The sequence below is a fragment of the Pseudarthrobacter sp. ATCC 49987 genome, assembly GCF_009928425.1.
Classification (GTDB): Bacteria; Actinomycetota; Actinomycetes; order Actinomycetales; family Micrococcaceae; genus Arthrobacter.
Genome location: NZ_JAABNS010000001.1, coordinates 1,932,473 through 1,958,739, shown reverse-complemented (window position 1 = coordinate 1,958,739; position 26,267 = coordinate 1,932,473). Strand labels below are relative to the sequence as shown.

The following is a 26,267-nucleotide window of genomic DNA, read 5'->3' as shown; positions in this document are numbered from 1 at the left end:
GTGTGAATCCACATGACACCATTCTCACGATCCGCCATGACAGCAGTCCCCTCCCATAAGCTTCGTCGTGAGCGCTTCAATACGATCGCCTGGAGCATGCGATGCACGGAGGCCTCCCTGACGGGCCGTTCAACATGCCTGGCGGCTTCGCCATCCGCTTCCCGGACGGCACCCGACTGGCCTATGAAGGGCCGGCCGGGGGCACTTTGAGGGCACTTTGACGGCCTGCACTACGATGCTGCCGCCGTCGCCCGTGCCATTGCGGCAGGGCAGCTGGAAGTCCCGCAACGGCCGCTCGCCGAATCCATCCGGACCATGGCCGTCGCCGACGCCATCAGGAACCAGCTCGGAATCGTGTTCCCCGGCGAAAGGCCACGGAGTCCATGAACCTTCAGGCCGGAGGCTGCTTCGAGGCTTAGCGCACACCGCGAGGGCTCATTGCTGTTGGAAGGATCAGAGTTTAAGCCGGGTCAGGCTTCCGACCGGGGCCATCTGGCATGCCTCAGTTTTTCTCATCGATCGGCTGTTTCAGTGCGTCCACACGCCACAGCAGCGCCGCCGTTGACCGCGTGCAACGGCGTGAGTACTGTGAGTCCACTATCCATCCGCGCCGTGGAGGCAGCAGTGGGAGGCAATTCCAAGAGCGGCACCTGTTCCGAAGTCATGACCGACTGGCGGGTCCCGTGGCCCCCCATTGTCGGGTCGCTCTTGGTCGCCCCAATCCAGCACCGCAAGGCGAAGGACATTCTCCGGGCTGCGAGGCTGGTGCTGCTGCCCGAGGACAACGCCCACGTGACCTCTGATCTGACGAAGATCAAGGAAGGCAAGAAGCTCTCGCCCATCCTGATGGTCAGGGGCGAACTGGCCCGGGGCATTCCCGCGCATGTAGCCGATGGCTACCACCGGGTATGCGCAAGCTACTACACGGACGAAAACACCGACATTCCACTCAAACTGGCTGACGCGCCCCGGTAGCCTCCGCGAGCCAACCGCAATGCCGGCAGAAGGAGGGACGTGTCGTTCTATCAGCTTTCGCTGATCGCCGCCGTCGCTCTCCTCGGGCCGCTGCTGGCGCTTCCCAAGAAATGGCACCTTCCCGTGGTGGCGGGGGAGTTGCTGGCTGGTATCGCCATCGGGCAAACGGGTCTGGACCTGGTGGATTCCTCGGATCCCACGTTCACGTTTGTGGCCGACGTCGGGTTCGCCCTCATCATGTTTGTCGCCGGGACGCATGTCCCGGTGCGGGACGCAGCCATCCGTCCCGCCCTGGGTGGCGGCGCCCTGCGTGCCGGCATCGCCGCGGTGCTTGCGGGCGCCGTCGGAATCGTCATTGCTTTTGTCTTTGGAACCGGGCATGCACCCCTATACATCGTTCTGCTCGCTTCCTCTTCGGCAGCCTTGGTCCTGCCGATCGTCGATTCGCTGCGGTTGACGGGTTCAAAGGTCCTGATGACAACGGCACAGGTTGCGGTGGCGGACGTCGCCTGCATTGTGGCGCTTCCGCTTGCTGTTGACCCACCCAATGCGCCGAGGGCATCCCTCGGGGCAGCGCTCGTCGCGGGCAGCGCGGCGGTTTTGTTCTTTGTGCTTCGCTGGCTGGAGCGCGGCGGCACGCGCGGACGGGTGCATGACGTGTCCGAGGACCGGAAGTTCGCCCTGGAGTTGAGGATCCAACTTGCGCTGCTCTTCGCCCTCTCCGGGCTTGCCGTCGCAGGCCATGTGTCCATCATGCTGGCCGGGTTCTCCTTCGGCCTGGTGGTCGCAGCGGTGGGCGAACCCCGGCGGCTGGCTCATCAACTCTTCGCCGTCAGTGATGGCTTTCTAGGGCCGGTGTTCTTTGTCTGGCTGGGAGCATCGCTCGATCTTCGCGACCTTGCGGGAAGCCCCAGAATGATTCTCCTCGGGATTTTCCTTGGCCTGGGCACCCTCCTGGTCCATGGAAGCCTGCGGCTACTCGGCCAGCCTCTGCCGCTTGCGGTGCTTGCAGCGTCCCAGTTGGGAGTGCCGGTTGCCGCCGCCACTATCGGCTCCCAATTGCAGTTGCTGGGACAGGGAGAAGCCGCAGCCATAATCCTCGGTGCACTCATCAGCATCGGGGCAAGCACCATCGCGGGTTCCCGGGCGGCACGCACGTTTTCGCGGTCCGCCGCGGCACAGGCGGGCAAGCCATCTGAGGGCGGCCCGACCGTCGTTGGGTAGTTCGCTTAAGCCACATGGCGACGAAGCGCAGGCGACGACCACCGTCTAAGACGGGGCGGGAGGACCTGAATTGGGCTGGGCGTAGGGTGGAAGTTAGGCGAAAGGAACACTTCATGAAGAAAATCCTCATGGTACTGACCAGCGTTTCCGAGATCGGCGATACCGGAGAGAAGACCGGCTACAACGTGGCCGAAGCTGCACATCCGTGGAAGGTCTTCAAGGATTCCGGGCATTTCGTTGACTTCGCGTCCATCCAGGGCGGCCAGCCCCCGCGCGACGAGGTGGACTCGGAAGATCCCATCCAAGTCGCCTTCACGGAGGACGAGGCCACGCGCGCCGGCCTCTACAACACTGCCCGCGTCGACGTCGTTGATCCCGACCAGTACGACGCCGTTTATCTCGTTGGCGGCCACGGCACCATGTGGGACTTTCCGGACAGCGAAGGCCTGCAGAATCTGGTAGCCAGCGTCTACAACGCCGGTGGCTTGGTGGGCGCGGTCTGCCACGGACCGGCCGGGCTGTTGAACGTGGAATTGGAGAACGGGCTTCGCCTTGTCGAGGGCCGGAAGGTGGCCGCCTTCACCAACGACGAGGAGGTTGCCGCAGGGAAGGACAAGGTCATCCCGTTCTTTTTGGCAGACCGACTTGAGGAACAGGGCGCCACCCACGTCTTCGCCGATGTCTTTGAGGAGAAGGTCGTAGTTGATGACCGGCTGGTGACCGGCCAGAACCCGGCCTCAGCCGCCGGCGTGGCCAAGGAGATGGAGAAGCTCTTCGCGGAGGTTATCCACCAGGAAAAAGCCGAGGAACAGCACGAGACGGAGGCTCTGCGCGCCGAGAAGGACGCCGGGAAGAACGCCAGGAAGGCTGCTGCGGCAGGCACCGAGCACTAACGCCGCAGCGCACTCAAGGTGGCGGCCGCCCGGACGATGGGGTGGCCGCCAGCCGGTCTTGCCGGCGCACGAGCGATGTGCTCACCACCCGGCCGTGCCCGGGCCACCCTTGAACGGACCAACGATCTGCCCCGTGATCCAGCCGCCGTAGAAGTCGCCTTCCTGGAAGGCCACCTGCTCGCCGTTGACCTCGCAGGAGTCCATGCGACCCGGATAGAGGGCCGCACGGGTACTGAGTGCCTCGAAACCCCGGGTGGGTGCCGGGTAGGTCCACCCGGCACGGGGAACGACGACTCCGCCGGCAACGACGTCGAAGTAGTGCGCTTCTCCCTTGAACTCGCAGAAGGTGGTGCCCTCGACCGGGACGAGTACGCCGGCAGGGAATGAGTCCAATGGCAAGTAGTAGACAGGCGGATGACTCGTCTCCAGGACGCGCACTGCATCGGTGGTGTCGGCAATCACCTGTCCGCCAAGCCGCACGATAACCCGTTCGGATCGCGGCTCGACCCTTGGCGGCCGCGGGTAGTCCCACACCGATTCTTGACCGGCCTTGGGTTTGATGGGCTGGGGACGCCGGAAGACGCCGGGAAGACCTTGGGGAGGAGTCATGGCTCCATGCTGTCATCTTCTGCTGGGATGCCACAGCGAACGCCGGGGAGGTCCCGGTTGGCACATGTAGCGGCCAAGGCCGGTGTAAAGCCGATGCTTGCCGGGGGTGTTTAGTGCAGACTGGTGGCGTGAGCGGAATCCGGTGGGTGCTGCACGTCGATCTCGACCAGTTCATCGCGGCGGTCGAAGTGCTCCGGCGGCCGGAGCTTGCGGGCAGGCCGATCATTGTCGGCGGCCGGGGCGACCCCACGGAACGAGCTGTGGTGTCGACCGCATCCTACGAAGCCCGGGCGTTCGGCGTGGGTTCCGGAATGCCCTTGCGCATTGCGGCCCGGAAAGTGCCCGAGGCCGTGATCCTGCCCGTCGATCGGGAGGCTTACCTCGCGGCGTCTGAAACGGTCATGGCTACCTTGCGCGCGCAGCCCGGTGCCACCGTGGAGGTGCTGGGTTGGGATGAAGCCTTTGTAGGCGTTGAGACGGAGAATCCGGAGGCCTACGCCCGGCAGGTGCAGGCCGCTGTCCTGGAGCGGACGCTGCTGCATTGCAGCGTGGGCATCGGCGACACCCTGGTCCGGGCCAAGGTCGCCACCGGTTTCGGCAAGCCGGCCGGGGTCTTCCGTCTCACTGCCGGGAACTGGCTCGAGGTCATGGGCAGCCGGCCCACCAGGGACCTGTGGGGTGTCGGAACCAAAGTGTCGGGGCGGCTGGCCAAACTCGGCATCAACACAGTCGCCGAGCTCGCCGCGGCCGACCCCCCGGACCTGGTCCCGGAGTTCGGCCCCAGGATGGGTCCTTGGTATGCGGAGCTCGGACGCGGGGACGGCGCCAGCGTTGTGGACGACACCCCCTGGGTTGCCCGCGGGCACAGCCGGGAGACCACCTTCCAGCGCGACCTGGCCGGGGCCGCCCAGGTGGACGACGCCGTGCGGGAGCTGGCGGCGCGTGTCCTTGAGGATGTTGTGGCCGAAGGACGGCCCGTGGTTGGGCTGACCCTGAAGGTTCGGTACGCGCCGTTCGTCACCACGACCCACGCGAGGAAGATTCCCGAGACATTCGACCGGAACGAAATCCTCGCGCAGGCCTTGGACCTCGCAGCCGGAATCGAAGCGGGCCGTCCGATCCGGCTCCTGGGCCTGCGGGCAGAAATGGCAATGTCCGACGATGCCCGAAAGGGACATACACCGACGCTCGGCGGCTGGTGACGCCGTCGGGCGTGTGCTCCGCCGCAGCGTTTGCCCGAGCCTTTGGGCAAAGGTGGTCACTTTTCGTCCCGGCCAGCCCGGTCAAGCCAATCACCTAGCAACGCGGCGAGGAGCTCGGGCCGCTCGTGCATGAGTGCATGGCCCGCGCCTTCCACTACTGCGAGGGTGGCGTGCGGGTAGCGCTTGAGCAGGTCCACTGCGTCGGTGTACCCAACGATCGAATCGCGTCGTCCGGCTGCGATCAGGGTCGGCCCCGGGAAGGTGCCCGACCCGACGCCGACCGTCCATTCGGCGAAGATTCGGCCCAGCCCCGTTGCGTCGACGAGCGTTGTGCCCGGCACGACATGGCTGCGGTAGCGGCGGGCGGTGGCCGGTGTGCGCACGACGAAGTACTCATCGAACCCCTGCCGTTGCTCAGGTTCGAGTTCGTCGTACGCGTTATCGTCCTGACAAACCACCCGATGGTCGGGCACATTTTGTGACCGCTCGGCGACGGGGCATAGCAAGGCCAGTGCGCGCACGATGTCTGGCCGCTGTGAGGCCACGCCGCGCGCAAGATATGCGCCGTAGGAATGCCCCAGCAGCATCACCGGTCCGGACTGCAGGCGATCAATGAAGTCAGCGATGAGTGCGACAACATCGTCGTTGCAACCCAGGTCGCCGGTTGTGGAGTGACCCATCCCTGGCAGATCCGGATAGATCCGCCGGTATCCCGGGCCGGGGACGACGGCCTCGATCGCCGCCTCGATCTCTCGGTGATCCACACCGGCGCCGTGAAGCGCAACAAGCGGCACGCCGCCACCGTGCTCGACGTAATGAATCAGGACGTCGTTGATCCGTCGCTCCATGTCAACATCGTATTGATCGATTCGTGGCAGCAACACCACCCCGGACTATGTGGCCGCCCTGGGGCCCGATGGGCGCCGGCTGAAGGCTTCAAGGCGTGATTGCATCTCCCAGTACGGAGTGGCGACAGGCACCGGCCGGCCGTCACGAAGGGCGGTGACCACATTCACCGCCGCGTCAACAGCTGCCCGGTACGGCAGGGAGCCGGAGCTCACCCGCCGGACCCCCAGCTCACCCAGCTCGGCAACAGTCAGCGAGGGATGTGCCAGCACGTTAACAGGTAGCCCAATGCCAGCGGTGATGATCTGGATGTCCTCCGGAACCACAAGTCCGGGGACAAAGATTCCGTCCGCCCCCGCATCGGCGTAGACAGAGGCGCGGAGCAGGACGGCATCCACAGTCGCCTGTTCGCCGAACCATATGTTGTCCACCCGGGCGTTGACGAACACTGCCGGGCTGCGTCGCTTGACGGCGGCAACCTTCCCGGCAAAGGCTGCTGGATCGACCAGGTGCCCGGCTGTGCTGTCCTCCAGGTTGACCCCGGCCACGCCCAGGTCAGCCAGCTGGGCCACAGTTTCTGCAACCTCGACGGGATCATCGGAGTAGCCGTCTTCGATGTCCGCCGTGACGTGAACAGGCAGGCGGCACAGCTGCGCCACCAGTGCGGCGGTTACCGCCTTGCTGGACCGGCCGCCGTCGGGCAGGCCGGCACTTGCCGCAATACCAAAGCTGGTGGTGCCGACGGCCGGGAATCCTGCTGTCGCAAATGCCAAAGCGGATCCGACGTCCCAGGCATTGGGGAGCAGGAGTGGCGACGCAGTGTTGTGGAGATCCCGAAAAGCCGCCATCATCTTTCCCATCCTCGGCCAACCGCATAGGTGAATACCTTTGCAGTCTACAAACGCCGCTGGGCGGTGCAAGGGAGGGACGCTACTCAAGACAAGGCAGGGGTCCGGTTCGTCGGCGGAGTCAGGCGGGTGTCTTGGAATTCGATCACGTAGGCGAGGCAGGCCGTCGCGTTATCGTTGGTCCAACACATCTCATCAGGAGGGCGCATGCCATACGTTGTTGACTTCGCGAACGTTTCTACTGCCGGCCTGGAATCGTCTCCGGTCGCCGGGGCGCTCGCTGGGTTACGCGCCAACGAGGGGCGCTACTACCGCAACAAGTACGACCACCTCTTCACCGTTAGCCCTGCAAACGAGGTTCCGGAGGTGGTCGACCGGGTGAGCCGCATCCTAAGGGACGAGCGCGATATCGTCATCGGCTCCCGACCGCTCGAGGCAACCGCCTTCGAAGTCGACGGTTTGCGGATGGATTACGTGTTTTACGAGTCGGGGCTGTCGGTCAACGTCATGTACAGCATCGAGGACGGCGGGAAGCGGGCGGTCGGATTCAAACTCGCCGAAGGTATGGAGATTCCGGAGGAACTGGCATCGCGTTTCAAGTTCGCCCGCCAGAAATCAAAGCTGGCAGGCGTTATCCGCGGTTCCTACTTCGTGATCAAGGGCGAGTACTGACCAGCTGACCTTCCTCGCCAAGGGCCGCCCCCGGGGCTTCCGGCGCGCGTTCAAATTGCGCATATCGCTTCTGATGCTGTCAGTTGCGGGGGGTCTCCAGGTATTTCTTGAGGGCTTTCCAGTTGTTGTGTTCCTCTCGGCTGCCCAGGGCCCGCACCAGCGGGGTGACGAGGCGCAGGGCGCCGCGAGGGCGCAGTCTCCAGATCCAAGTGATCCTGGTCTGGTTTCCCTCGGCCGCAAAGGAGAGTTCGCCTTCGATGTCCATCCCCGCAGTTCGGCTGAGAGAGTTCAGCACCTGGGGGCGGTTGAATCCCGTGTATTCGATGGCCACAGTCGTGCTTTCCGGCCCCTTCATGACGGCGGTGAACCGTGTTCCGACGCCCACGGGTCCCGGGGTGAGCTGGTCTGCCCGGAGCATGTTCGGGTTGTACAGCGGTTCGTTGCATTCATTGGCGACGAAGTCGAACACTGCCGCTCTGGGGGCCTCGATGAGGATCTCATCGGTGATCGGTCTCATGGCTGCGTTCCTTCATGCATTTGGGGTGTGGGGCGTCGTTCGGCAGGCCTGATCTTTATCGCGCGGATATTTCGGACTGGGACACGTCTTAGGCTCAGGCGTTGGCGCTGGGGGAGAAGGCCATGGTCTGGCTGGACGCAGGCCACCAGGCGCCGGGCACCAACATCGAGTTCATTGTGAATTAGCTCCTGCGTCTGCGCAAGACCTGCACCGTCACTTAGCACGCGCTCGCGGGAGTTCCGTTTGAGATTTCGAAGAGCTTCAGGGGATTAACCTTGGTGGGCATCCTGCTTGCCCCTGCTCTGCCCGGTTCCCCGGAAAGTGCTGCGCGGCGCATCGGACGCTTGGCTCCCGGCCGTTCACTCCGTTTCCTCAGCTGGCCGGCACTAATCTCAACCAAAATCTTCAATGTCGTTCGGGGCGCCAGCGAAGACCACTGAGATCTCTGGAGCTGCCATCAGTGAGTTGTGCACGGTGCAGTGCGAGGCGACGGCGAGCAGGGCCCCGCGCCGCTCCTCAGGCATGCCCGCGGGAGTGGTGAGCCGCACCTCGATCCGGGCGACTCGTGCGGGGCGCGAGCCCATTCGGAAATCTGCCTCGACGGCCAGTCCCTCGGTGGGCAGGTCGTGCCGGCGCAGGTATCGGCGGGCGTAGAACGCGACACAGCCTGCGAGGCTGGCAATGAACAGCTCCGTCGGCGTCGGGCCGGTGTCCTCCCCGCCGTCGCTGGCCGGCTGGTCGGTCCTGATGATGTGGCCGCGGACACTGATGTCAAAGCGGTCACCGCCCAGGTGCGCCACCCGTACCGGCTGGATATCGTCGGTCAGATGGCCCGCGGCCGGCGTTGTGCCGCCCGACGCCGTGATGGCTGGTTCGCTGCTCATATGTACTCCTCGATCCCTTGGGTGGGCATACCCCCGGGCCCCCGTTCCGGGGTCCGGTGGTTTCTTTTTGCTACGAAGCCGGGGCCGTCGCCACTTTCGCCCGGACCTCGTCCATATCCAGTGCTTTGATGCCGGTGATGAGCTGCTCCAGCCCGGCCGCGTTCATCGCACCCGGCTGGGAGAAGACGAGGATCCCGTCCCGGAATGCCATCAGGGTGGGGATGGAGGTGATGCGGGCGGCAGCGGAGAGGCCGGGCTCGGCTTCGGTGTCCACCTTCGCGAAGAGGACGTCCGGGTGGTTGTCCGATGCCTTGCTGAAAGTCGGGGCGAACATCCGGCAGGGGCCGCACCAGGCTGCCCAGAAGTCCACCAGTACGATGTCGTTGCCGGTGATGGTGTCGTTAAAGGTCTTTTCGGAAATGTCGATGGTTGCCATATGAGCAGAATATACCCCCGGGGGTATTATTGCAATCGGTCGACGCCGGTTTGCATTCATACCCCCAGGGGTATCATGATGGAAGGGAGGACGCCCTCCCGGGCTCCCCGGACATCGTGAAAGGACACCAGCATGAAGAGCATCTCAGTGAACGATCTGGCTGCGCTCGGGCCTGAGGCATCCATCATCGACGTCCGGGAAGAAGAAGAGTACTCGGAGGCCTGCGTCCCGGGGACCAGGAATATTCCGCTGTCGCGCTTTCAGCAGTCCCTCGGTGACATCCCGATCGGGCGGACCGTCTATGTGATGTGCGCCTCCGGTGGCCGCAGCTCACGCGCCACGGCGCACCTCACGGCGGACGGCTACGACGCGGTGAACGTCATGGGCGGCATCACGGAATGGTATCGCAACGGACACCCCGTCAACTACCAGGCCGGCGGCAAGTGAGCATGTCCTCCACCGCCAGCTTCCCGCAGCTCCAACCCGGCCCGGATCCCGGCATCCGCCGCACGGTGAACCGTCTAAAGCGCGCCCAGGGGCAGCTCACTGCCCTGATTGCCGCCGTCGAGTCCGGCTCTGACTGCCGGAATGTCGTCACCCAGCTGACCGCGGTCCGCGGAGCCCTGGACAAAGCCGGATTCGAACTGATCTCGACGGCGATGCGCGACTGCCTCGCAGAGCCTGCGGACCTCCCCGCCACAGGTACGGTTCGGCCTGAGGATGCGGGCAGGAACCTCACGTTGGCGGAAATCCGCGCACTTTTCCTGCGCCTGACCTAGAACGGGCCCCCCGTTCCTGAGAAACCCGAAGACCCCTTTTTGCAGCTCAACAGCCCCGTCCACCGAAAGGTCCAGCACATGGAAATCACCCCCCAGCAGCTCGCCGAACAGCTCAAGAGCGGCAGCGACGCCCAGATTGTGGATGTCCGCGAATCGGCTGAAGTCGCCGAAGGCATGATCCCCGGCGCCAGGCACATTGCCCTTGGCGACCTGTCCGGCCGCTTCAACGACCTGGACAAGTCCCGGCCCGTCATCGCCGTGTGCCGCAGCGGACGCCGCAGTGCAGCAGCCGCGGACCAGCTCACGGCCGCAGGTTTCACCGCCTACACCGTGCCCGGCGGCATGCTCGACTGGTCAGCTGCGGGCTTCCCCGTCAGCTGACCCACTAGACTGCCCGGGCGGCATGCCCCCCCAACTGCCGCCCGGGCTTCCACCTGCCCGGGCCGTGTCCGTGACACGGGGAACCGGGCGGTGGGCGGCAGCTTCGCGCAAACGCGGATCCGCCACGAGAAATGCTCCAAGATATACCGAAAGAGACTATGACTTCCCTGAAGACGACCAACGCCCATGATTCCGCCCCCCAGTCCATCGATGCGTCGACCCTGAAAGCCTGGGAAGACAACCACGATGATCTGATGATCATCGACGTGCGCGGTGGTGCCGAGTTCGATTCCCTGCACATCAAGGGCTCGTATCATGTCCCGCTGCCGATGCTCAGTGAACACACTGAAGAGTTCGCGGCCAAAATGGGCACCCGCGTGGTCCTGGTCTGCCAGTCCGGCAACCGGGCCGAGCAGGCCCGCAAACACCTGGACTCCGTCGGCCTGGCCAGCGCCAGCGTCCTGTCCGGGGGAGTCCCCGCCTACGCGGCCGCCGGCGGCAACGTGGTCCGCGGCCGTGGCACCTGGGCCCTGGAACGCCAGGTCCGGATGACCGCGGGCTCCCTGGTCCTCGCCAGTATCGTCGCGTCGAAATTTGTCTCACCGAAGCTGGGACTGGTTGCCGGCGGCATTGGCGCCGGGCTGACGTTCTCCGCCGCGACCAACAGCTGTGCCATGGGCCAGATGCTCTCCAAGATGCCGTGGAACCGCTCCACGAACGAGCCCACCGCGCACCAGGCCCTGCAGAACCTGGACGCCCGGGCATGATCCTCTCCGCGGCGGCGTTCGGGCTGATCGTCGGCGGCTTGCTGGGCCTGGTCGGAGGCGGCGGGTCAATTCTCGCCGTGCCCGCCCTGGTCTATGGCGTAGGGCTGCCGCTTGCCGCGGCCATCCCGACGTCGCTGGTCGTCGTCGGCGCCTCCTCCGCCGTCGCGGTGCTGCCCCGGCTGCGGACCGGGGTGAACTGGAGACTGGCGCTGATCATCGGCGCTGCAGGCACCGCCACCGCGTACCTCGGCGCGATGGTCAACCGGCTCCTGGACCCGAAGATCCTGCTCCTGGCTTTCGCCGCGATCATGGTCTTCGCCGGCATCCGGATGCTGATGCCCTCCACCTCCGCGGGCGGCTCCTGCGCGCTGCCCGGAGGCGGGGTCAACTGGCGCAGCTGCCTCCCCAAGGCAATCGCGACCGGCGCCGTCGTCGGGTTCCTGACCGGCCTGCTCGGTGTCGGCGGCGGCTTCCTGATCGTCCCGGCGCTCACCCTGGTTCTCGGGCTTCCGATGGCGGTGACAGTGGGGACCTCCCTGGTGATCATCGTGATCAATTCGGCCGCCGGCTTCGCCGCCCACCTGGGTGACCTGCAGATCGACTGGGCCGTCACGGCAGCCTTCGCCGGAACGGCGATGGTCGCCTCGCTCGCGGCCGGGCGGATCGGCAGCAGGATCCCGGACAAGGCACTCAAGCGCGGCTTTGGCATCCTGGTCCTGGTGATCGCCGCCTACGTCGCAGCCCAGGCGCTCCTCTCCTGAGCGTGCCTGCAAGGGAAAGAAGAAAGCGCCGGAGGACATGTCCTCCGGCGCTTTCCTGTTCCTCAACGCCCGTGCCGGGCGAGTCGACCTACCATCCGAACAGCTTCGCCAAGAAACACTTGCCGGCCGACTTCTCCTGCTCGGGCCCTCGGCAACGCCGGGAGGCCGGGACCCCGCGGATCACCAAATTAACGTGCTGGCTGCAGCCAGTCCGGCGTGCCGGGGCGGCTAAAGCCTTCGAAAGGGTAGCGTGTCGTGCCTAGGGGGATGTCGTGGAAGAAATCCTGATTGCAGGCGGGAAAGGGCGGCTCGGTGTCAGCGGGGCAGGGTTTCTTCACCTGTTCTGGAGGCCAGGTTCACAGGTCGACCTTGACGACGCCATGAAGTCCATCGAGAAGATGCAGGGCCTGAGCGCCGGCCGGGCGTTGCCTCTCCTGGTCGAAATCTCTGATGTGACCATGAGTGCCGCGGCGAGGGGCGCCTTTGAACGCGCCAGGGCCGTCTCGGCTGTGGCTATGGTGGGATCCACCGTCGTCGACAAGGTTGTGGCGGCCGCCCTGGGACGGCACGGCTTCTGTCCGCACGCCTACTTCACCTCGCGCGCGGAGGCAACTGAATGGCTGGTTAGTCTCGCCTCGTCACGGGGCCGTGGGCTGCGCCAGGCATAGCGTCTCCGCTCTCTGATGAGGCAGGGGTGCGAGGCGTCGTCACCACGTCCGCCTCCGGCAGGAAGAGCCTCTTGATTCCCCTGCGTATCGGGAGGATTGTTGGCGTTGCCGGACGACATAGTGCCGCGAAGACGCGGTTTCCATAGCGGGAGGCACAATGGCGGCAGGAATGGTATTTCGGATTGTTGTCGGCGTCGACGGGTCGGACTCTTCGCTGGCGGCTCTTGACTGGGCCCTTGAAGAAGCGCGGCTGCGGTCAGGGGAGGTTTACGTTGTCACAGCCTGGCACTACCCCGTCATAGGTGACGCCGCCGGCAGGGCTGAGGACCATGAATCATTCGGAGACAATGCCCGGAGTGTGCACGCTGACGCTTTGCAGCGGTCATCCGCAGCCAGGGTTCCGGTCACCGGTGAAGTGAGGGAGGGCCATCCCGCCGAAGTGCTTCTGAAAGCTGCTGCGGGGGCGGATCTCCTGGTGGTCGGATCGCGTGGCCATGGCGGCTTCGCCGGAATGCTGCTGGGCTCGGTATCCAGCCATGCGGTGCACCATGCCCATTGCCCGGTGCTGGTCGTCCGCAGCGGCGCGGATACAATCCAAGGCTGAGCGCCGGTGCCCGAGCCTCAAGGGCTCACATCCGCGCAGGCAACCCGACTGTTGGAAACCATCAGCCCCAACGCGGTTCCCCTGAAACATACCGGCCTCCCGGGTGGCGGGCCAACAGCTAAGGTCGGCTGGCTGGCACAGTAAGGGCGGCGGACCGTTTGCCGGTCCGCCGCCCTCACGGTCATTCAATCACTTCAGATGGTGCCTGGATCAGTTGCTGGCAATGGATGCCAGGGGTTGCCGGGTTGCCCAGGCGGCGTAGCTGCCGTCGAGTTCGACGACGTCGTAGCCGGCGCGGCGCAGCGCGCTGGCCGCAACGGAGTTCCGGACGCCGCTCTGGCAGTAGGACACGATGGTGCCCTCGGCCGGGAGCTCGTCCAGGTGCCACATCACGCGGCCGCCGCTGAGCTGGTGGGAGCCCGGGATGTGTCCGGCGGCGTGCTCGGTGCGGTTCCGGACGTCCAGGACCATGGCGGCGTCGAAGCCTTCGAGGTCCTCGGGCGCGATGAGTTTCGGGGTGCTGGCCGGCAGGCCCGCGAAGCCGGTGACGTAGCCGGCGACGTTGTCGATGCCGACGCGGACCAGGTGGTCCCACATTTGGTGCGCGGCGGACTGGTCCGGGGCCAGGAGCACGAGCGGGTTCTTGTCGGTTTCCGGGTTCACCACCCAGGCGCCGAAGCTGGCGACGGATTTGCCGGCCGGGACGTTGAGGGAGCCGGTGACGGTGCCTTCGTGGACCTGGTCGTTGGCGCGGGTGTCGATGAACGTCACCGTGTCCGCGGCGAGGTCCTTCGCGACGGCGGCGAGGTCGAGTTCGGCCAGCGGGGCGCGTTCGCCCATGACGGCCGGGCCCTGCCGGTTTTCGCGCTTCATCCGGCCGAAGTACGCGTGCGCGTCGGGCTGGCCATCGAGGAGTTCATCGATGAAGCCCTGCTCGTCGTTGGCCGCCAGGTAGGGGCCCCACCAGGAGTAGAGCCGCTCGTAGCCGACCGTGGAGGACGCGATCGCGCCCAGGGCCTTCCCGCACGCACTGCCGGCGCCGTGGCCCGGGTGGACCTGGACGTGGTCCGGCAGGGTCAGGAACTTCTCCCGCAGGCTCACGAAGAGATCCTTGGCCCCGGCGAACCGGGTGTCGATGCCGCCGGCGGCCTCATCGAGCAGGTCCGGCCGGCCCAGGTCGCCGGAGAAGACAAAGTCACCCGAGAGCAGGTACCCGGGGGTGTCGGCGAACGCACCATCGGTGACCAGGAACGACAGGTGCTCCGGGGTGTGGCCGGGCGTATGCAGCGCCTTCACCGTGATGTTGCCCAGAGTGATCACATCATTGTCATGGAGGCGTTCAGCCTCGAAACCGTACTGCCAGTCCGCTCCACCCTCACCGGAAACATAAGCGGTGGCAGCGGTCGCGGCCGCCAGCTCCCGGGTGCCCGAGAGGAAATCCGCGTGGATGTGGGTCTCGGTCACGGCAACGATTTTCATGCCGTTCTTGGCAGCCAGTGACTGGTACACCGCGATGTCACGGCGCGGGTCAACGACCAGCGCCTCGCCCTTGGCCTGGCAACCAATGAAGTAACTGGCCTGGGCGAGGTCCTCATCGTAAATGCGTTCCAGAAGCATGTGCTCTCCTTCGTTGGGTGGTGGGGGAGTCCCGGGAGGGATTCTCCGTTTCTTTACCAACAACGGTAATACCCCTGGGGGTATGTTGCAAGCCGACCGTGTGGGGCGGCAGCGGTGCGTTCAGGCTGCGTGCCAGTTGGCCGGGAGGGTCTTCAGTCCATAGACGATGGTGCTGTCCATCCGCTCAAGGCGCGATCCCGGGGCGACGGTCAGTCCTGGCAGCCCTGACAGGATGGCCTCCAGTGCGATCCGTGCTTCAAGTCTTGCCAGCGGGGCGCCGAGGCAGAAGTGAATGCCGTGGCCGAACGCCAGATGCCGGATCTGGTCCCGGTCGATGTCGAACTGGGCAGGCCGCGGGAATTGCCGCTCATCGCGGTTCGCGGAGCCGATCCAAGCCACGAGCGGGGCGCCGGCCGGAATGTGAACGTCGCCCAGGGTGGTTTCGGCAACAGAAATCCGGTACATGGACTGGACGGGGGACCGAAAGCGGAGTACTTCCTCTATGGCCTGGGGGAGCAGTGACGGCTCCTTCTGCAGCCGTTCGATGGTGCCGGGCACTTCGGTAAAGCAAAGAACCGCATTGCCTATCAGATTGGTGGTTGTTTCGTTGCCGGCGACGAGCAGCAGACTGCAGAAACCCAGCAGTTCGGGCACGCTCAGCTGCTGCCCGTCGATCTCGGCGGAGAGCAGGTTGCTGATCAAGTCGTTACCGGGCCGGCTCCGGCGCTGTTCGATCAGGTTCAGGAAGTATTCGGTCATCTCCTGGTTGGTGGCGTGGTGGTCCTCGTTCGGTGCACTGGTCCGCGTTTGGCTGACAATGACGTCGGACCACAGCTTGAAGCGGTCACGGTCCTCGGCGGGCACGCCCATAAGCTCCGAGATGACGATGACCGGCAGTGGGTACGCCAATGCCTGGATCAGGTCTGCTGTTCCAAGGGAAGCGATCCCCTTCAGAAGTTCTTCCGTGAGCTGTGAGATGCGGGGGGCAAGCGCGTCCACGGCTTTCGGTGTGAACGCCTGCGTCACCAGGGACCGTAGTTGCCTGTGCCGCGGAGGGTCGGTGGTGATCAGGCTCGACGCGAACAGGTGACCTGTCCCGGACTGGTCGTCGCCATGCATCCGCGAGGAAAACCTGGCATGTTCGGACAGCACCCGCTGCACATCGTCGTACCGGAAGGCATGCCAACTCTCCGATTGCTCGTCGTGAAAGACGGGTGCGGCTTCCCGCATTCTCTCGTAATGGGGGAAGGGATCCAGCGGGTTCTCAGTGGCGGGGGCGAAGTCCATGGCTGGCCTCTCTGCTCAGCCCGGCGATCTATCGGCCTGACCGAACCGCCGGGGCCTCGGGTCGATTGACCTTAGGACCCTGATTTTATCCGACAGCCCGTGCCGCTGGACAGTGGCAAGGGCCGGAAGTCAGTCCGTGCTGTGTGGGGGCTGTCGTGCGAAGGAGGGGAGCAGCGTGGCACGTGAGCTCGATCGTCCCCACCCTGGTTAAAATCCCCCAACAACATTTTGGCCACCTACAACCTGGCGGCCACCGCACGGATGCTCAATCTTGCCGCGGAGCATGGAGTGCCCGCCAAGGACCTCTTCGAAGCGAACTTGGCTCACCGCCCACCGCAGAGCTGAAGGAGAAGTCCGCGAGGCGGGCTCCGAAGGCTTCGACCTGAAGGTACTCACTCCGGCGGAGTGGCCAGAGCTAAGACGCTGTTGACGGCGGTTGCCACACCCTGGGGAAGCGGCAGCCGCCGTTCTGCGTGGGGGCCGTACTTTTCCAGGGCCAGCTCCCATCGTGTCTTAAGACGCCAGACGGTCAGGGCGCTGGTCCGAGACGTGTTCGCGCCCGGACGCTGGCGTCGGCTTGTTGATTGAGGACCAAACATCGTCGAGTGAAAGACCGAGCACCGTGGCGATCGCCGCGATCGTGGAGAACGCGGGAGTGGCCACACGGCCTGTTTCGATCTTCCGTAGTGTCTCCGGGGAGATGTCTGCGGCCACCGCCACCTCGAACATGGAGCGATCCGTCCTCGCTTGACGCAGTAGTGCGCCCAAACGTTGTCCTCGTTCGACTTCGGCGGGAGTAAGTGGGAGTCTGACCATGATTCCAACAATAGTACCGGTATAGCATTACCGGTATAGTTATTGGAAAATGTGAGAGGACGATCCAGTGACCGAAATATTCAGCCCGGTTGAACTTCAGCGGGGGAAGGTGAGCGGACGGTTCATCGCCACAGTTCTGCAGAGTTTGCGGGAGCGGGTCGAGGTCGGCACAAACCTCCTTGAGATCAACCAGTGGGCAGGGGAGATGATCGCCGAAGCTGGCGCTCACTCGTGCTATGTCGATTACGCGCCCTCTTTCGGCCGCGGGCCCTTCGGTCACTTTATCTGCACATCAGTCAACGACGCCGTGCTCCACGGAATGCCTTACGACTATGTCCTCAGGAATGGCGATCTCCTCACCTTTGACCTGGCTGCGTCCCTTCATGGGATCGTCACCGATGCCGCCGTCAGCTTTATCGTCGGAGTATCAACCAACCCTCTGGACTCCATGATGATCGAGACGACCCAGCGGGCACTCGAAGCCGGAATCGCGGCCGCCACCCCCGGAGCGCGTATCGGGGACATCTCCAACGCAATCGGATCCGTCATTGCAGCTGCCGGCTACGCCATCAACACCGAGTTCGGTGGGCACGGCGTCGGGTCGACGATGCATCAAGATCCCCACATCCCCAACACGGGCCGGCCCGGCCGCGGGTACCGACTCCGCCCTGGCCTGCTGCTGGCCATCGAACCGTGGGTCATGGCGGATACGGTCGACCTCGTCACCGACCCGGACGGATGGACACTCCGAAGTGCAACAGGGGCCCGCACCGCGCACAGTGAGCACACCGTAGCCATCACGGAAGACGGACCGGTAATCCTCACGATCTGACCCCAGGAGGCTGTCGCCACGACTACTCGCCTGGACACAATGGCGGCCAGCGAAGTCGCTGGCCGCCATTCGCCGGGCTGGACCGTAACAGTTTAGGAGTAGTCGTAGAACCCTTTGCCGGACTTGCCCCCGGGTTCGCCGCGCGCCACCATGTCGCGGAGGATCCGCAGCGGTCCGGATGCATGCGCGTGGCCTCCAGCGCCAGTGCAACGCCCAGCCGCGAACTCGCGAAGCTTGGGGCGTCATGGACCACGATGGTGTCTTGCCCAGCCCCCGCACCCAGTTGGCGGCGGCGGCGAGACCAGGGCGGACTCAGGGCCAAGGGCCACTTCCAAGCGTTGATGCCGGGACCGGGTTGCCTCGCCGTCGTCCTCGAAAACGTCACGGGCGCTGCGAGGAACTGATAGCGGCGCCCGTGAGGGTGCCGTTGACGTCGTTTGCCGGGCTGGCGGATACTCAAGGGGGCCCGGCCGTGTCAGGATCAGGTATGCCCCACCGCCTGATGTTGATTGACACCGCGTCACTGTACTTCCGTGCCTTCTACGGCGTTCCCGACACAATCCGCCGCGCCGACGGCACGCCGGTGAACGCCGTCCGCGGCCTGCTCGACATGATCGCCCGGCTCACGACCGACTACGACGCGACGCATCTCGTGGCGTGCTGGGATGATGATTGGCGTCCGCAGTGGCGGGTCGACCTCATCCCAAGCTACAAGGCGCATCGGGTCGCCGAGGTGGTCGCGGGTGCACCCGATGTGGAAGTCGTGCCGGACGCGCTCGAGGCGCAGATCCCGATGATCCGCCGCGTCCTTGAGCTCGCGGGCATCGCGGTCGTCGGGGCGGCCGAACATGAGGCGGACGACGTCGTGGGCACCTACGCCAGCCATGCGGAGCTTCCCGTGGATGTGGTGACGGGGGACCGCGATCTCTTCCAGGTGGTCGACGACGCCCGCCAGGTGCGGGTGATCTACACCGCGCGGGGCATGAAGAACCTCGAAGTCCTCACCGACGTGGTCGTCGTCGGCAAGTACCGCGTGCTGCCGGAGCAGTATGCCGACTACGCAACCCTCCGCGGCGACACCTCCGACGGGCTGCCGGGCGTCGCCGGCATCGGCGAGAAGACCGCAGCGGCCCTGCTCGGAGAGTACGGCACGCTCGACGCGTTGCTTTCGGCGGCGGCAGAGGCCGGAAGCGGGGTGTCCGCATCCGTGCGATCGAAGCTTGCCGCGGCCGGGGACTACCTCAAGGTAGCGCCCGCCGTCGTGAAGATCGTGCGGGATCTCCAACTGCCGACACTCGAGGAGGCGGGCGCGCAGCTGCGTCCCGTCGTCGGCGACTCCCGCGCCGAACTCGAGCGTCTCGGGAATGAGTGGAACCTCGGCGGCTCGGTCAAGAGGCTCCTCGAGGCCTTCGACCGGCGTCAATGAGTGGAGACACCGATCGGGCCCGGAGGCACGGTAGTCGATGCCGACGGCGGAAGGACGCGGGTGGAGTCAGATGGCGTAGCGGAGAATTCCGGCGGCCTGCACATTCTCCGGCAGATCGGACCGTCGCACCGCGAGTACCCGGGCACCCGTGCCGAGCGCCCGCCGGGCGATTTCCTCGACCGCGTCGTGGCCAGCGTCCGCATCAAAGGTGAGCGCGCCGTCGTCTCCGACGGAACCGCTGACGTGTGCATCCATGTCGACGGCGAGCGTGGCGATCGCGCCGAAGGCGGCCGCCCGTGCCAGATCGCTGAGGTCCGTCGAGGCACGACCGCTGGCGCGGCGCTCTTCAAATGTCGCCTGCAGTGCGACGAGTTCGGACGCGTAGATCCGGTCGAGCACACCGCGCGCTGCTTCCGCCAGCTGGGCCGAAGTCAGTTCGTCGGGGTTTCCCTCGATGGCCTCGGCAGCGAGGTGTGCATACCCTGTGAGATTGCGGTAGATGCTTCGAAGCGGCTCCGTCGCTGCAATAACCAGCGGCAACGACTGCCCGTTCAAAATTGGACGAAGCACGTGATCGACGGACCGGGCGTACTGGGCCAGCCGGACCTTGCGCCCCTCTTCTCCTTGCAGCCGCCCGAAGTGGGAACGGCCGCCGATGGAGTCGAGCCCGACGGCACTCGCGGCATCAACTGGCATGCCGGGTACGGTGATTTCTTGGGCCGGCCGGTCAGCCGAGACCTCGATGAGGCGCGCCCCGTCCTGGGAAATTGCGAGCACGAGCGCCGCGTTGGGGAACGTTACGGCGCGCAGAAGCGGGGTGATGGCGAACCGGTCAGACACGCTGACATGGTTTTCGAGATCGTTCGGCAAACGGAACTCCAACACCGACGTCGGTGTCGCGAAGATGGCCAGGCTCCGCCCCATGTCAAACCAGAACTCCGGGGTTTCCAGGAGCTCGTGGAGGAACGACTCTATGGCGGTGAGCGAGTCTTTGTTTTCCCCGGCGCGGAGCAGTTCCAGGGCGGAACCGAACAGAGAGCGCGCTCGGGTCTGGTTCTCCTCCGAATCAGCGGGGACAGTGCTCGTCGGCAGATACACTGTGACGCTGTGTGGATCGCGCGCAGCCGCCAGACGTTCCAAGTCGTATCGGGTCGGCATATCAATGTGCATGGGTACTCCTTTGTGTTATCCCTGCGGTTGATCGCATGATGAGGGGCAAATGCCTGCCACTGCTGGCTGCCCGCCGAGGGTACGCAGTGCCGGATCAGCCCAGCATCCGGTCGTGGGATGTTGGTGTCAACAGTCGGTCGCAAGGGTCACGACCACGACGCAGATGCCAGGAGGGCGAAGAGCGGTTCGAAGTCGTACATGCTGGTGCTGTTGCTCATGACGACGATGCCCAGACCGCGGTCGGGGTAGAGGCGCGAGACGTTCCAGAAGCCGGCCCCGGCGCCGAAATGCTCCACCCACTGACCCGGGTTCCGTCGATCTCGCCGTCGCGAAGGTGCTTGCGGAGGAATCTGCCCGCGTCCCAGACGTCGCCCACCAGGCCGCCGTAGGCGGGCCCGTCCACGTAGAAGTGGTTCAGAGACAAGTACGCCCCGCGACGGTTTCCGGCGATCCCGGCGGGGAACATACCCCGCAGCAGGGGGTCCATGATCCGGGGCGCCTTGAGGTATCCGGTCGCCTTGTCGGCGCCCTCCTGATAGCGGAACCCGGTGTGTTCCATGCCCAGAGGTTGCAGGATGGACTGGTGGATGTAGGACTCGAAGGCCATTCCGGCCGCAGCGGCAATGACCTGTCCGGCGGCCAGATAGCCGACGTTGGAATAGCGGGCGCTCTGCCCGGCATGGTAGCGGTATACGCGGCGCCCGCCCATCAAATGGCGGAGCAAAGCCTCGGGATCCGGAGGATCCGCGTTGGCCGCATGCACCCAGCGAATGGGCAACGGGTTACCCCAACCGGCAGTGTGGTTCAGCAACTGGCCCACGCTCGGCATCGTCCTGGAAGAGCGCAAGTAAGGGACGTACTCGCCCACCGGGGCATTCAAATCGAGGCGACCATCGTCCACGAGCCGGAACGCAGCCGTCGCGGTCACGATCTTGGTCATGGAGAACCAGAGATACGACGTCGAGGCGGTTGCCGGCGTGCTTTCTGCACAGTCGGCGAGTCCGTAACCGGCGGCGAGGAGCACCCGATCGCGATTCACGACGGTCACGGAGACGCCCGGAACGCCGCGCCCGCTCATCATCGCGGCGACGGCCATGGTCATGCCACGGGGCGGCCTGCCCGCCGCGATGCTTTCGATGTCGCCCCCATCCCGTGGGACTTCGTCCCGGTCGAGCCTGCCGGAAGCCATCAGATTGCCTTCCACGTCGAATGAATCCCGGCGCAAATCTACGCCTTTCCAGGTCTTCTCTCCAGAGCCGGCGGCCTCCGCCACGGGGTTCCGTCGGAGGATACGGCGGGCATCGAAGCGGGGGATCAGTTCATCGTTCACCGTGAGGTGCCCGAGTCAGGTTGAGCGGCCCCGCACCCCGAACCGCCATCCCGCACTCTGGCGCGCGCCTCTGAAGGAGACGAGAATGGGCTCGTGCCAGACCCCCGCCCCGACGGGGACGGCAATCCGATGAACGCCGCCGCCCGCAAGATCCAGCGCATCTACCTCACGTTGACGCTGGGCAATACCCTTGCGGCCTCGTTCATCTGGGGGATCAACACCCTCTTCCTGCTTGACGCCGGACTCAGCAACCTTGAGGCTTTTGCCGCGAACGCCTTCTTCACCGCCGGGATGGTGCTGTTCGAGGTGCCCACCGGAGTGGTTGCCGACGGCTGGGGGCGGCGCGTGTCGTTCCTGCTCGGCACTGCGACGCTGGCCACATCGACCTACCTGTATTACCTGCTCTGGCAGCTTTCCGCCCCGTTCTGGTTGTGGGCCGCAGTGTCGGTGCTGCTCGGCCTGGGCTTCACTTTTTTCTCCGGGGCTGTTGAGGCCTGGCTCGTCGACGCGTTGCGCTTCTCGGGCTATGACGGCGGGCTCGAGACGGTGCTGGGCAGGGGACTGATGGTCTCGGGCGCTGCGATGCTGATCGGCTCGGTGGCCGGCGGTGTCATCGCGCAGGCCACCAACCTTGGCGCGCCGTTTCTGCTGCGGGTGGGTGTGCTGTTGGTGATGTTTGGAGTTGCCTTTTGGCTCATGCGCGACGTCGGCTTCACGCCCGAACGTTCGGCCCATCCTCTTGAGGCGACCCGCGCCGTGCTTACTGCCTCGATCGAGAATGGACTGAAAAACCCGCCCGTACGCTACGTGATGCTGGCCGCACCGTTCAGCGCCGGCGTCGGGATCTATGTTTTCTACGCCCTCCAGCCGTACCTGCTGGAGCTGTTCGGCGACCCGCACGCGTACTCCGTGGCGGGCCTGGCCGCGGCCATCGTGGCAGGGGCACAGGTGCTGGGCGGCTGGATAGCGCCACGCCTCCGGGGCCTGGTTCGCCGCCGTACCACGGTGCTGATTCTGAGCAGCATTGTGGGCGCGTTGATTCTGGTCGTGCTGGGGTTCACCCACGTGTTCTGGGTGGCCCTGGTCCTCCTGGCACTCTGGGCCCTGGTCTCGTCGGCGGGCACCCCGGTGCGGCAGGCCTACCTGAATGACATGATCGCCTCGAAGCAACGGGCAACGGTGCTTAGCTTCGACTCGCTCATGGGATCCAGCGGTGGGGTGGTGGTGCAGCCGCTGCTCGGCCGGGCGGCCGATGTGTACGGCTACCCGGCGTCGCTGGCAGTTGGCGGCGTCATCGAGTTGATCGCGGTGCCCTTCCTGCTGGCGAGTCGCCGGCAGGGCAACCGGGCGGATCAGGCCCACGCCCCGACCAGCACGACGAACCCGGGGGCACCGCCGTCGCAGCTGTGAGGGTCCCCGCCGGCCGCCATTAAAATCCCCCGCGCAGCAGCGGATTCGGCGCGGTATTGACTCTCACGGCCCCGAGCCTACGATAGTGCGCATCAGCACCTTCGAGGAGCCGATAGGTCATGTCCATCGCTGGCGCTGAGCACGTTGATGCCCCTGGAATTGGGGCCCGGGGCTGGCACGACGGGGCCGGGTGCGCCGGGGAGCCGGCGGACGTCTATTTCACTGTGGATGGCAGCTGGGGTGGCTTCCAGGAATCTGATTGACGCTGATCAAGAGGGAGAAACAATCATGCTGAAGGATCTCGAAATCATCGCAGTCCTCCCCGCCAAGGACATCGTCCGGGCGAGCAATTTCTACCGTGACGTGCTGGGACTGGAGCCCGCGGACGCCATGGACGAGGAGAACCTGATGTACCGCTGCGGCAAAGGCACGGCCTTCCTGCTCTACAAGACCGACAATGCCGGAACAGCGAAAAACACCCAGATGGGCTGGGGAACAGACGACATCGAGGCCGAGGTCAAGGACCTGCGTGGCCGCGGCGTTGTGTTCGAGGAGTACGACTTTCCTGGTCTGAAGACTGAGAACGGGATTGCGTCGACTCCGGTAGGCAAGGCCGCGTGGTTCCTGGACAGTGAGGGCAACATCCTCAATCTCTTCCAGGGCCAGTAGCGCTGGCGCATAAAGGCGCCGCCCCTGCATCATTGGGGGACTCTGCAGGGACGGCGCGCACTTCACGCTACCTTGCGGGAGCGGCGCCAGGGGCAAACAGGGTGAAGTCTTAACGTTTCCCTAGCGCCGGGCCGGCGACGGCCGGGCTACCGGGGAACCCGGATGATCGGACCGTGGATTACCGTTGGTGCCAGGCACCTTACTTGGGCAGCCTTTCGGGCCTAGAGTTGGGCTTCAGGAACCGTCGACAGGAGCGACCCATGATTACCCTGCAGATCGAACACCAGGTCCGGGACTTCGGCATGTGGAGGAGCGCTTTCGACAGCGACCCACTCGACCGCGCCGCTTCCGGGGTGCGGTCGTACCGGATCTCGCGTCCGCTCGACCAGGAGGACTACGTGATGCTGGAGATGGACTTCGATACGCAGGCTGCTGCCGTGGACTTTCTGGGCCGACTGCAGAACGACACGTGGAAAACCGGTGTGACGGCGCCGGCGCTGGTCGGTGAGCCATCGACCAGGATCATTGAGACGGTGGCCGTCGAGATGGTTGCCGCCCACTAAGCCCTGCTGCGCCGGGTGCGGACGGCAAGGCCGGCGCAGAGGATAACGGCAAGGCCTCCGATGACGGTGGTCCATGCCCGATTCTCGCCGGCTGCCAGGCGCCGAGTTCGCGGGCCAGCAGGCCGCCTTCGGCGTACCCGATAGCTGCGGCCACGACGGCGGCGTGCTGCAGGCGGCGGCCCTCGACGTCGTGATGCAGCCCGCTTGGCAGACGCACCTCCGGGGCCTCCGCCACCAACTCCAAGCCCGCCGGGACCTGTTGGTGACCAGACTGCGGGAGCATGCCCCGCAGGCCCATGTCGCACACGTCCCGCGCGGAGGACTGAACCTCTGGGCGCGCCTGCCCGACGGGACCGACCCCGAACAGCTCACCCGTGATTGCGGGAACGCCGGTGTCATCATCGCGCCCGGCACCGAGTGGTTCCCGGCCGAACCAACAGGACCGTTCATCCGGCCCAACTACGCGGGACCCAACCCAAGCGCCTTTCCCGAAGGTGCGCGCATTCTTGGCAGGTCTCTGGAACTCAACGGCCGCTTGCGGTGCCGCGGGTAATCTTGGAGTATGACTGCCACAGCCCCATCAACCGTCAGCTTTGACGGCCGCTTTGACTCCCGCTTTGCCAGGGAGTTGGGCGAAATGGCCATTCCCTGGCAGGCAGAGACGGCTCCGGACCCACGTCTTCTCGTGCTCAACGAGCCGTTGGCCGCCGGGCTTGGCCTCGACCCCACGCACCTGCGCGGTCCCGAGGGGCTGCGTCTGCTGACCGGCAACCTGGTCCCCAATGGCGCCACTCCTGTGGCGCAGGCGTACACCGGCCACCAGTTCGGCTGGCTGGCCCCCCGGCTCGGCGACGGGCGCGCGCTCCTGCTCGGTGAGATTACCGACGCCGGGGGCCACCTCCGCGATGTCCATCTCAAGGGCTCCGGGCGCACCCCGTTCGCCCGCGGTGGTGACGGGCTGGCGGCTGTTGGTCCGATGCTGCGGGAGTACATCGTGAGTGAAGCGATGCACGCGATGGGGATCCCCACCACCCGGTCCCTCGCCGTTGTGGCGACGGGGCGGCCGGTTCTGCGCGACACCATGTTGCCGGGAGCAGTTCTCACGCGGGTCGCGAGCAGCCATTTGCGCGTGGGCAGCTTCCAGTACGCCCGGGCCACGGGCGACATCAACCTCCTGCGCCGGCTTGCCGACCATGCGATCACCCGCCACCATCCCGGCGCCGCCGAGGCCGGGAACCCCTATGTCGCGCTGTTCCAGGCGGTGATAGCCGCCCAGGCGTCGCTCGTGGCCCAGTGGATGCTTCTGGGTTTTGTGCACGGGGTCATGAACACCGACAACATGACAATCTCGGGCGAAACCATCGACTACGGGCCCTGCGCCTTTATGGACGCGTTTGACCCGGCCGCGGTCTACAGTTCGATCGACGAGACCGGACGCTACGCTTACCGCAACCAGCCGGTCATGGCGGAGTGGAATCTCACGCGGCTCGCGGAGTCACTCCTGCCCCTCTTCCACGACGGGCAGGAGCAGGCGGTCGCCCTTGCGCAGGAGTCCCTCGCCGGATTCCGCAGGCAGTACAGTGCCGCCTGGTCGGCCGGCATGCGGGCCAAACTCGGCCTGCACCACGACGTCGACGACGACGCCTCCTCGCCCCTCGTGGACGGGTTGCTGAGTCTCCTCCAAGCGGGGCCTGCCGACCACACCTCGTTCTTCCGAGGCCTCGGCGCGGCCGCCCGCGGCCACCGGGAAGCCGCGCGCAGCCTGCTCCCCGACCCGGCAGCGTTTGATGCGTGGGCGGAACGTTGGAGCGCCCTGAGCCCCGACGCCGACGCGATGGACCGGGTCAACCCCGTCTATATCCCCCGCAACCACCTGGTGGAGGAGGCGCTTACTTCCGCCACGGGAGGGGAGCTGGATCCGCTCAAGCGGCTGCTGGACGCGGTGACCAACCCGTATGACGAGCGCCCGGGCCTGGATCGTTACGCTGCCGCCGCGCCTGCGGACTTCGGTGCATACCGGACGTACTGCGGAACCTAAGCGGGAGCCAAGGCCAACGAAACCCCAGCCTTTTACCCGGCCC

Annotated in this window: 29 protein-coding genes and 2 pseudogenes; 19 read left to right on the top strand and 12 right to left on the bottom strand. The window is 65.5% G+C overall.

From position 1 onward, the window contains the following. The first annotated feature begins 624 nt into the window (after nucleotides 1-624). From GXK59_RS09325 to GXK59_RS09315, 3 genes are all read left to right on the top strand, one after another. Entirely contained in the window at nucleotides 625-975 is a 351-nt protein-coding gene (locus GXK59_RS09325) for a hypothetical protein (RefSeq protein WP_202129097.1), read from the top strand. Nucleotides 976-1,014: 39 nt separating this feature from the next. Further along, nucleotides 1,015-2,199: a cation:proton antiporter gene (locus GXK59_RS09320; protein WP_160666210.1), complete on the top strand. Its 1,185-nt coding sequence runs from the start codon at nucleotides 1,015-1,017 to the stop codon at nucleotides 2,197-2,199. A gap of 113 nt (nucleotides 2,200-2,312) precedes the next feature. After that, on the top strand, nucleotides 2,313-3,092 hold the full coding sequence (locus GXK59_RS09315) for a type 1 glutamine amidotransferase domain-containing protein (protein WP_160666208.1): 780 nt from the start codon (nucleotides 2,313-2,315) through the stop codon (nucleotides 3,090-3,092). Nucleotides 3,093-3,173: 81 nt separating this feature from the next. Here the strand turns inward: GXK59_RS09315 and GXK59_RS09310 are convergent, their stop codons facing one another. Continuing rightward, entirely contained in the window at nucleotides 3,174-3,701 is a 528-nt protein-coding gene (locus tag GXK59_RS09310) for a DUF427 domain-containing protein (RefSeq protein WP_160666206.1), read from the bottom strand. A gap of 128 nt (nucleotides 3,702-3,829) precedes the next feature. On the opposite strand from GXK59_RS09310, the gene GXK59_RS09305 reads away from it, so the two are divergent. Then, nucleotides 3,830-4,903: a DNA polymerase IV gene (locus tag GXK59_RS09305; RefSeq protein WP_443094275.1), complete on the top strand. Its 1,074-nt coding sequence runs from the start codon at nucleotides 3,830-3,832 to the stop codon at nucleotides 4,901-4,903. Nucleotides 4,904-4,959: 56 nt separating this feature from the next. On the opposite strand, the gene GXK59_RS09300 is transcribed toward GXK59_RS09305, so the two are convergent. After that, nucleotides 4,960-5,751 carry an alpha/beta fold hydrolase gene (locus GXK59_RS09300; RefSeq protein WP_160666204.1) on the bottom strand — a complete coding sequence of 264 codons (792 nt, stop codon included), beginning with the start codon at nucleotides 5,749-5,751 and terminating at the stop codon, nucleotides 4,960-4,962. Between the two features lie 45 nt (nucleotides 5,752-5,796). Then, nucleotides 5,797-6,600 carry an isocitrate lyase/PEP mutase family protein gene (locus tag GXK59_RS09295; protein ID WP_237393841.1) on the bottom strand — a complete coding sequence of 268 codons (804 nt, stop codon included), beginning with the start codon at nucleotides 6,598-6,600 and terminating at the stop codon, nucleotides 5,797-5,799. A 204-nt stretch (nucleotides 6,601-6,804) separates the two neighbouring features. On the opposite strand from GXK59_RS09295, the gene GXK59_RS09290 reads away from it, so the two are divergent. Then, a complete protein-coding gene (locus tag GXK59_RS09290; RefSeq protein ID WP_160666202.1) occupies nucleotides 6,805-7,269 on the top strand; it encodes a phage tail protein in 465 nt (154 codons plus the stop codon). Nucleotides 7,270-7,348: 79 nt separating this feature from the next. Here GXK59_RS09290 and GXK59_RS09285 read toward each other — a convergent pair whose 3' ends face one another. From GXK59_RS09285 to trxA, 3 genes are all read right to left on the bottom strand, one after another. Next, nucleotides 7,349-7,786: an SRPBCC family protein gene (locus GXK59_RS09285; protein WP_160666200.1), complete on the bottom strand. Its 438-nt coding sequence runs from the start codon at nucleotides 7,784-7,786 to the stop codon at nucleotides 7,349-7,351. Between the two features lie 392 nt (nucleotides 7,787-8,178). Then, nucleotides 8,179-8,670, bottom strand: a complete 492-nt coding sequence (locus tag GXK59_RS09280) for an OsmC family protein (protein WP_160666198.1) — start codon at nucleotides 8,668-8,670, stop codon at nucleotides 8,179-8,181. A gap of 70 nt (nucleotides 8,671-8,740) precedes the next feature. After that, nucleotides 8,741-9,106, bottom strand: coding sequence for a thioredoxin (trxA, locus tag GXK59_RS09275; RefSeq protein WP_160666196.1), 366 nt, complete (start codon nucleotides 9,104-9,106; stop codon nucleotides 8,741-8,743). Nucleotides 9,107-9,238: 132 nt separating this feature from the next. Between trxA and GXK59_RS09270 the strand changes: the two genes are divergently transcribed. The 7 genes from GXK59_RS09270 to GXK59_RS09240 all read left to right on the top strand — a co-directional run bounded on the left by GXK59_RS09270 (nucleotide 9,239) and on the right by GXK59_RS09240 (nucleotide 13,066). Next, nucleotides 9,239-9,553 (top strand): rhodanese-like domain-containing protein, encoded by a 315-nt coding sequence (locus GXK59_RS09270; RefSeq protein WP_160666194.1) that lies wholly within the window; start codon nucleotides 9,239-9,241, stop codon nucleotides 9,551-9,553. 2 nt (nucleotides 9,554-9,555) lie between these two features. Beyond that, nucleotides 9,556-9,885: a metal-sensitive transcriptional regulator gene (locus GXK59_RS09265; RefSeq protein ID WP_160666192.1), complete on the top strand. Its 330-nt coding sequence runs from the start codon at nucleotides 9,556-9,558 to the stop codon at nucleotides 9,883-9,885. Nucleotides 9,886-9,963: 78 nt separating this feature from the next. Next, nucleotides 9,964-10,266: a rhodanese-like domain-containing protein gene (locus GXK59_RS09260; protein ID WP_160666190.1), complete on the top strand. Its 303-nt coding sequence runs from the start codon at nucleotides 9,964-9,966 to the stop codon at nucleotides 10,264-10,266. 158 nt (nucleotides 10,267-10,424) lie between these two features. Further along, nucleotides 10,425-11,033, top strand: coding sequence for a rhodanese-like domain-containing protein (locus tag GXK59_RS09255; RefSeq protein ID WP_160666188.1), 609 nt, complete (start codon nucleotides 10,425-10,427; stop codon nucleotides 11,031-11,033). Further along, nucleotides 11,030-11,794, top strand: a complete 765-nt coding sequence (locus GXK59_RS09250) for a sulfite exporter TauE/SafE family protein (RefSeq protein ID WP_160666186.1) — start codon at nucleotides 11,030-11,032, stop codon at nucleotides 11,792-11,794. The genes GXK59_RS09255 and GXK59_RS09250 overlap by 4 nt, the downstream gene beginning before the upstream one ends. Nucleotides 11,795-12,066: 272 nt before the next feature. Beyond that, complete coding sequence (locus tag GXK59_RS09245) at nucleotides 12,067-12,462, top strand: DUF7793 family protein (RefSeq protein WP_160666184.1); 396 nt, start codon at nucleotides 12,067-12,069, stop codon at nucleotides 12,460-12,462. Nucleotides 12,463-12,619: 157 nt separating this feature from the next. Beyond that, complete coding sequence (locus GXK59_RS09240) at nucleotides 12,620-13,066, top strand: universal stress protein (protein ID WP_160666182.1); 447 nt, start codon at nucleotides 12,620-12,622, stop codon at nucleotides 13,064-13,066. A 210-nt stretch (nucleotides 13,067-13,276) separates the two neighbouring features. Here the strand turns inward: GXK59_RS09240 and GXK59_RS09235 are convergent, their stop codons facing one another. The 3 genes from GXK59_RS09235 to GXK59_RS09225 all read right to left on the bottom strand — a co-directional run bounded on the left by GXK59_RS09235 (nucleotide 13,277) and on the right by GXK59_RS09225 (nucleotide 16,786). Continuing rightward, nucleotides 13,277-14,683: an MBL fold metallo-hydrolase gene (locus tag GXK59_RS09235; RefSeq protein ID WP_160666180.1), complete on the bottom strand. Its 1,407-nt coding sequence runs from the start codon at nucleotides 14,681-14,683 to the stop codon at nucleotides 13,277-13,279. 120 nt (nucleotides 14,684-14,803) lie between these two features. Then, nucleotides 14,804-15,970 (bottom strand): cytochrome P450, encoded by a 1,167-nt coding sequence (locus GXK59_RS09230; RefSeq protein ID WP_160666178.1) that lies wholly within the window; start codon nucleotides 15,968-15,970, stop codon nucleotides 14,804-14,806. 513 nt (nucleotides 15,971-16,483) lie between these two features. Beyond that, nucleotides 16,484-16,786: a helix-turn-helix domain-containing protein gene (locus GXK59_RS09225; RefSeq protein ID WP_160666176.1), complete on the bottom strand. Its 303-nt coding sequence runs from the start codon at nucleotides 16,784-16,786 to the stop codon at nucleotides 16,484-16,486. A 67-nt stretch (nucleotides 16,787-16,853) separates the two neighbouring features. Between GXK59_RS09225 and map the strand changes: the two genes are divergently transcribed. Beyond that, nucleotides 16,854-17,618 (top strand): type I methionyl aminopeptidase, encoded by a 765-nt coding sequence (gene map, locus GXK59_RS09220; RefSeq protein ID WP_160666174.1) that lies wholly within the window; start codon nucleotides 16,854-16,856, stop codon nucleotides 17,616-17,618. A gap of 92 nt (nucleotides 17,619-17,710) precedes the next feature. Here the strand turns inward: map and GXK59_RS20670 are convergent. Next, nucleotides 17,711-17,999: pseudogene (locus tag GXK59_RS20670) on the bottom strand (3-hydroxybutyryl-CoA dehydrogenase); the annotation flags it as partial. A gap of 106 nt (nucleotides 18,000-18,105) precedes the next feature. Here GXK59_RS20670 and GXK59_RS09210 point away from each other — a divergent pair. Next, nucleotides 18,106-19,044, top strand: coding sequence for a 5'-3' exonuclease (locus tag GXK59_RS09210; protein ID WP_202129201.1), 939 nt, complete (start codon nucleotides 18,106-18,108; stop codon nucleotides 19,042-19,044). Between the two features lie 66 nt (nucleotides 19,045-19,110). Here GXK59_RS09210 and GXK59_RS09205 read toward each other — a convergent pair whose 3' ends face one another. After that, a complete protein-coding gene (locus GXK59_RS09205; protein WP_160666170.1) occupies nucleotides 19,111-20,214 on the bottom strand; it encodes a baeRF11 domain-containing protein in 1,104 nt (367 codons plus the stop codon). 214 nt (nucleotides 20,215-20,428) lie between these two features. Continuing rightward, complete coding sequence (locus GXK59_RS09200; protein ID WP_237393840.1) at nucleotides 20,429-21,544, bottom strand: serine hydrolase domain-containing protein; 1,116 nt, start codon at nucleotides 21,542-21,544, stop codon at nucleotides 20,429-20,431. Nucleotides 21,545-21,673: 129 nt separating this feature from the next. Here GXK59_RS09200 and GXK59_RS09195 point away from each other — a divergent pair, with 129 nt between their 5' ends. From GXK59_RS09195 to GXK59_RS09170, 5 genes and pseudogenes are all read left to right on the top strand, one after another. Then, nucleotides 21,674-22,954, top strand: a complete 1,281-nt coding sequence (locus GXK59_RS09195) for an MFS transporter (RefSeq protein WP_160669074.1) — start codon at nucleotides 21,674-21,676, stop codon at nucleotides 22,952-22,954. A 288-nt stretch (nucleotides 22,955-23,242) separates the two neighbouring features. Next, the gene (locus tag GXK59_RS09190) at nucleotides 23,243-23,623 is read left to right on the top strand and encodes a VOC family protein (RefSeq protein WP_160666168.1); all 381 of its coding nucleotides are present in this window, start codon (nucleotides 23,243-23,245) and stop codon (nucleotides 23,621-23,623) included. 260 nt (nucleotides 23,624-23,883) lie between these two features. Beyond that, nucleotides 23,884-24,186, top strand: a complete 303-nt coding sequence (locus GXK59_RS09185) for a hypothetical protein (RefSeq protein WP_160666166.1) — start codon at nucleotides 23,884-23,886, stop codon at nucleotides 24,184-24,186. A gap of 160 nt (nucleotides 24,187-24,346) precedes the next feature. Further along, nucleotides 24,347-24,739 (top strand): annotated as a pseudogene (locus GXK59_RS09175) (PLP-dependent aminotransferase family protein); the annotation flags it as partial. 9 nt (nucleotides 24,740-24,748) lie between these two features. Beyond that, nucleotides 24,749-26,224 (top strand): protein adenylyltransferase SelO, encoded by a 1,476-nt coding sequence (locus tag GXK59_RS09170; RefSeq protein ID WP_160666164.1) that lies wholly within the window; start codon nucleotides 24,749-24,751, stop codon nucleotides 26,222-26,224. Nucleotides 26,225-26,267: the final 43 nt, after the last annotated feature.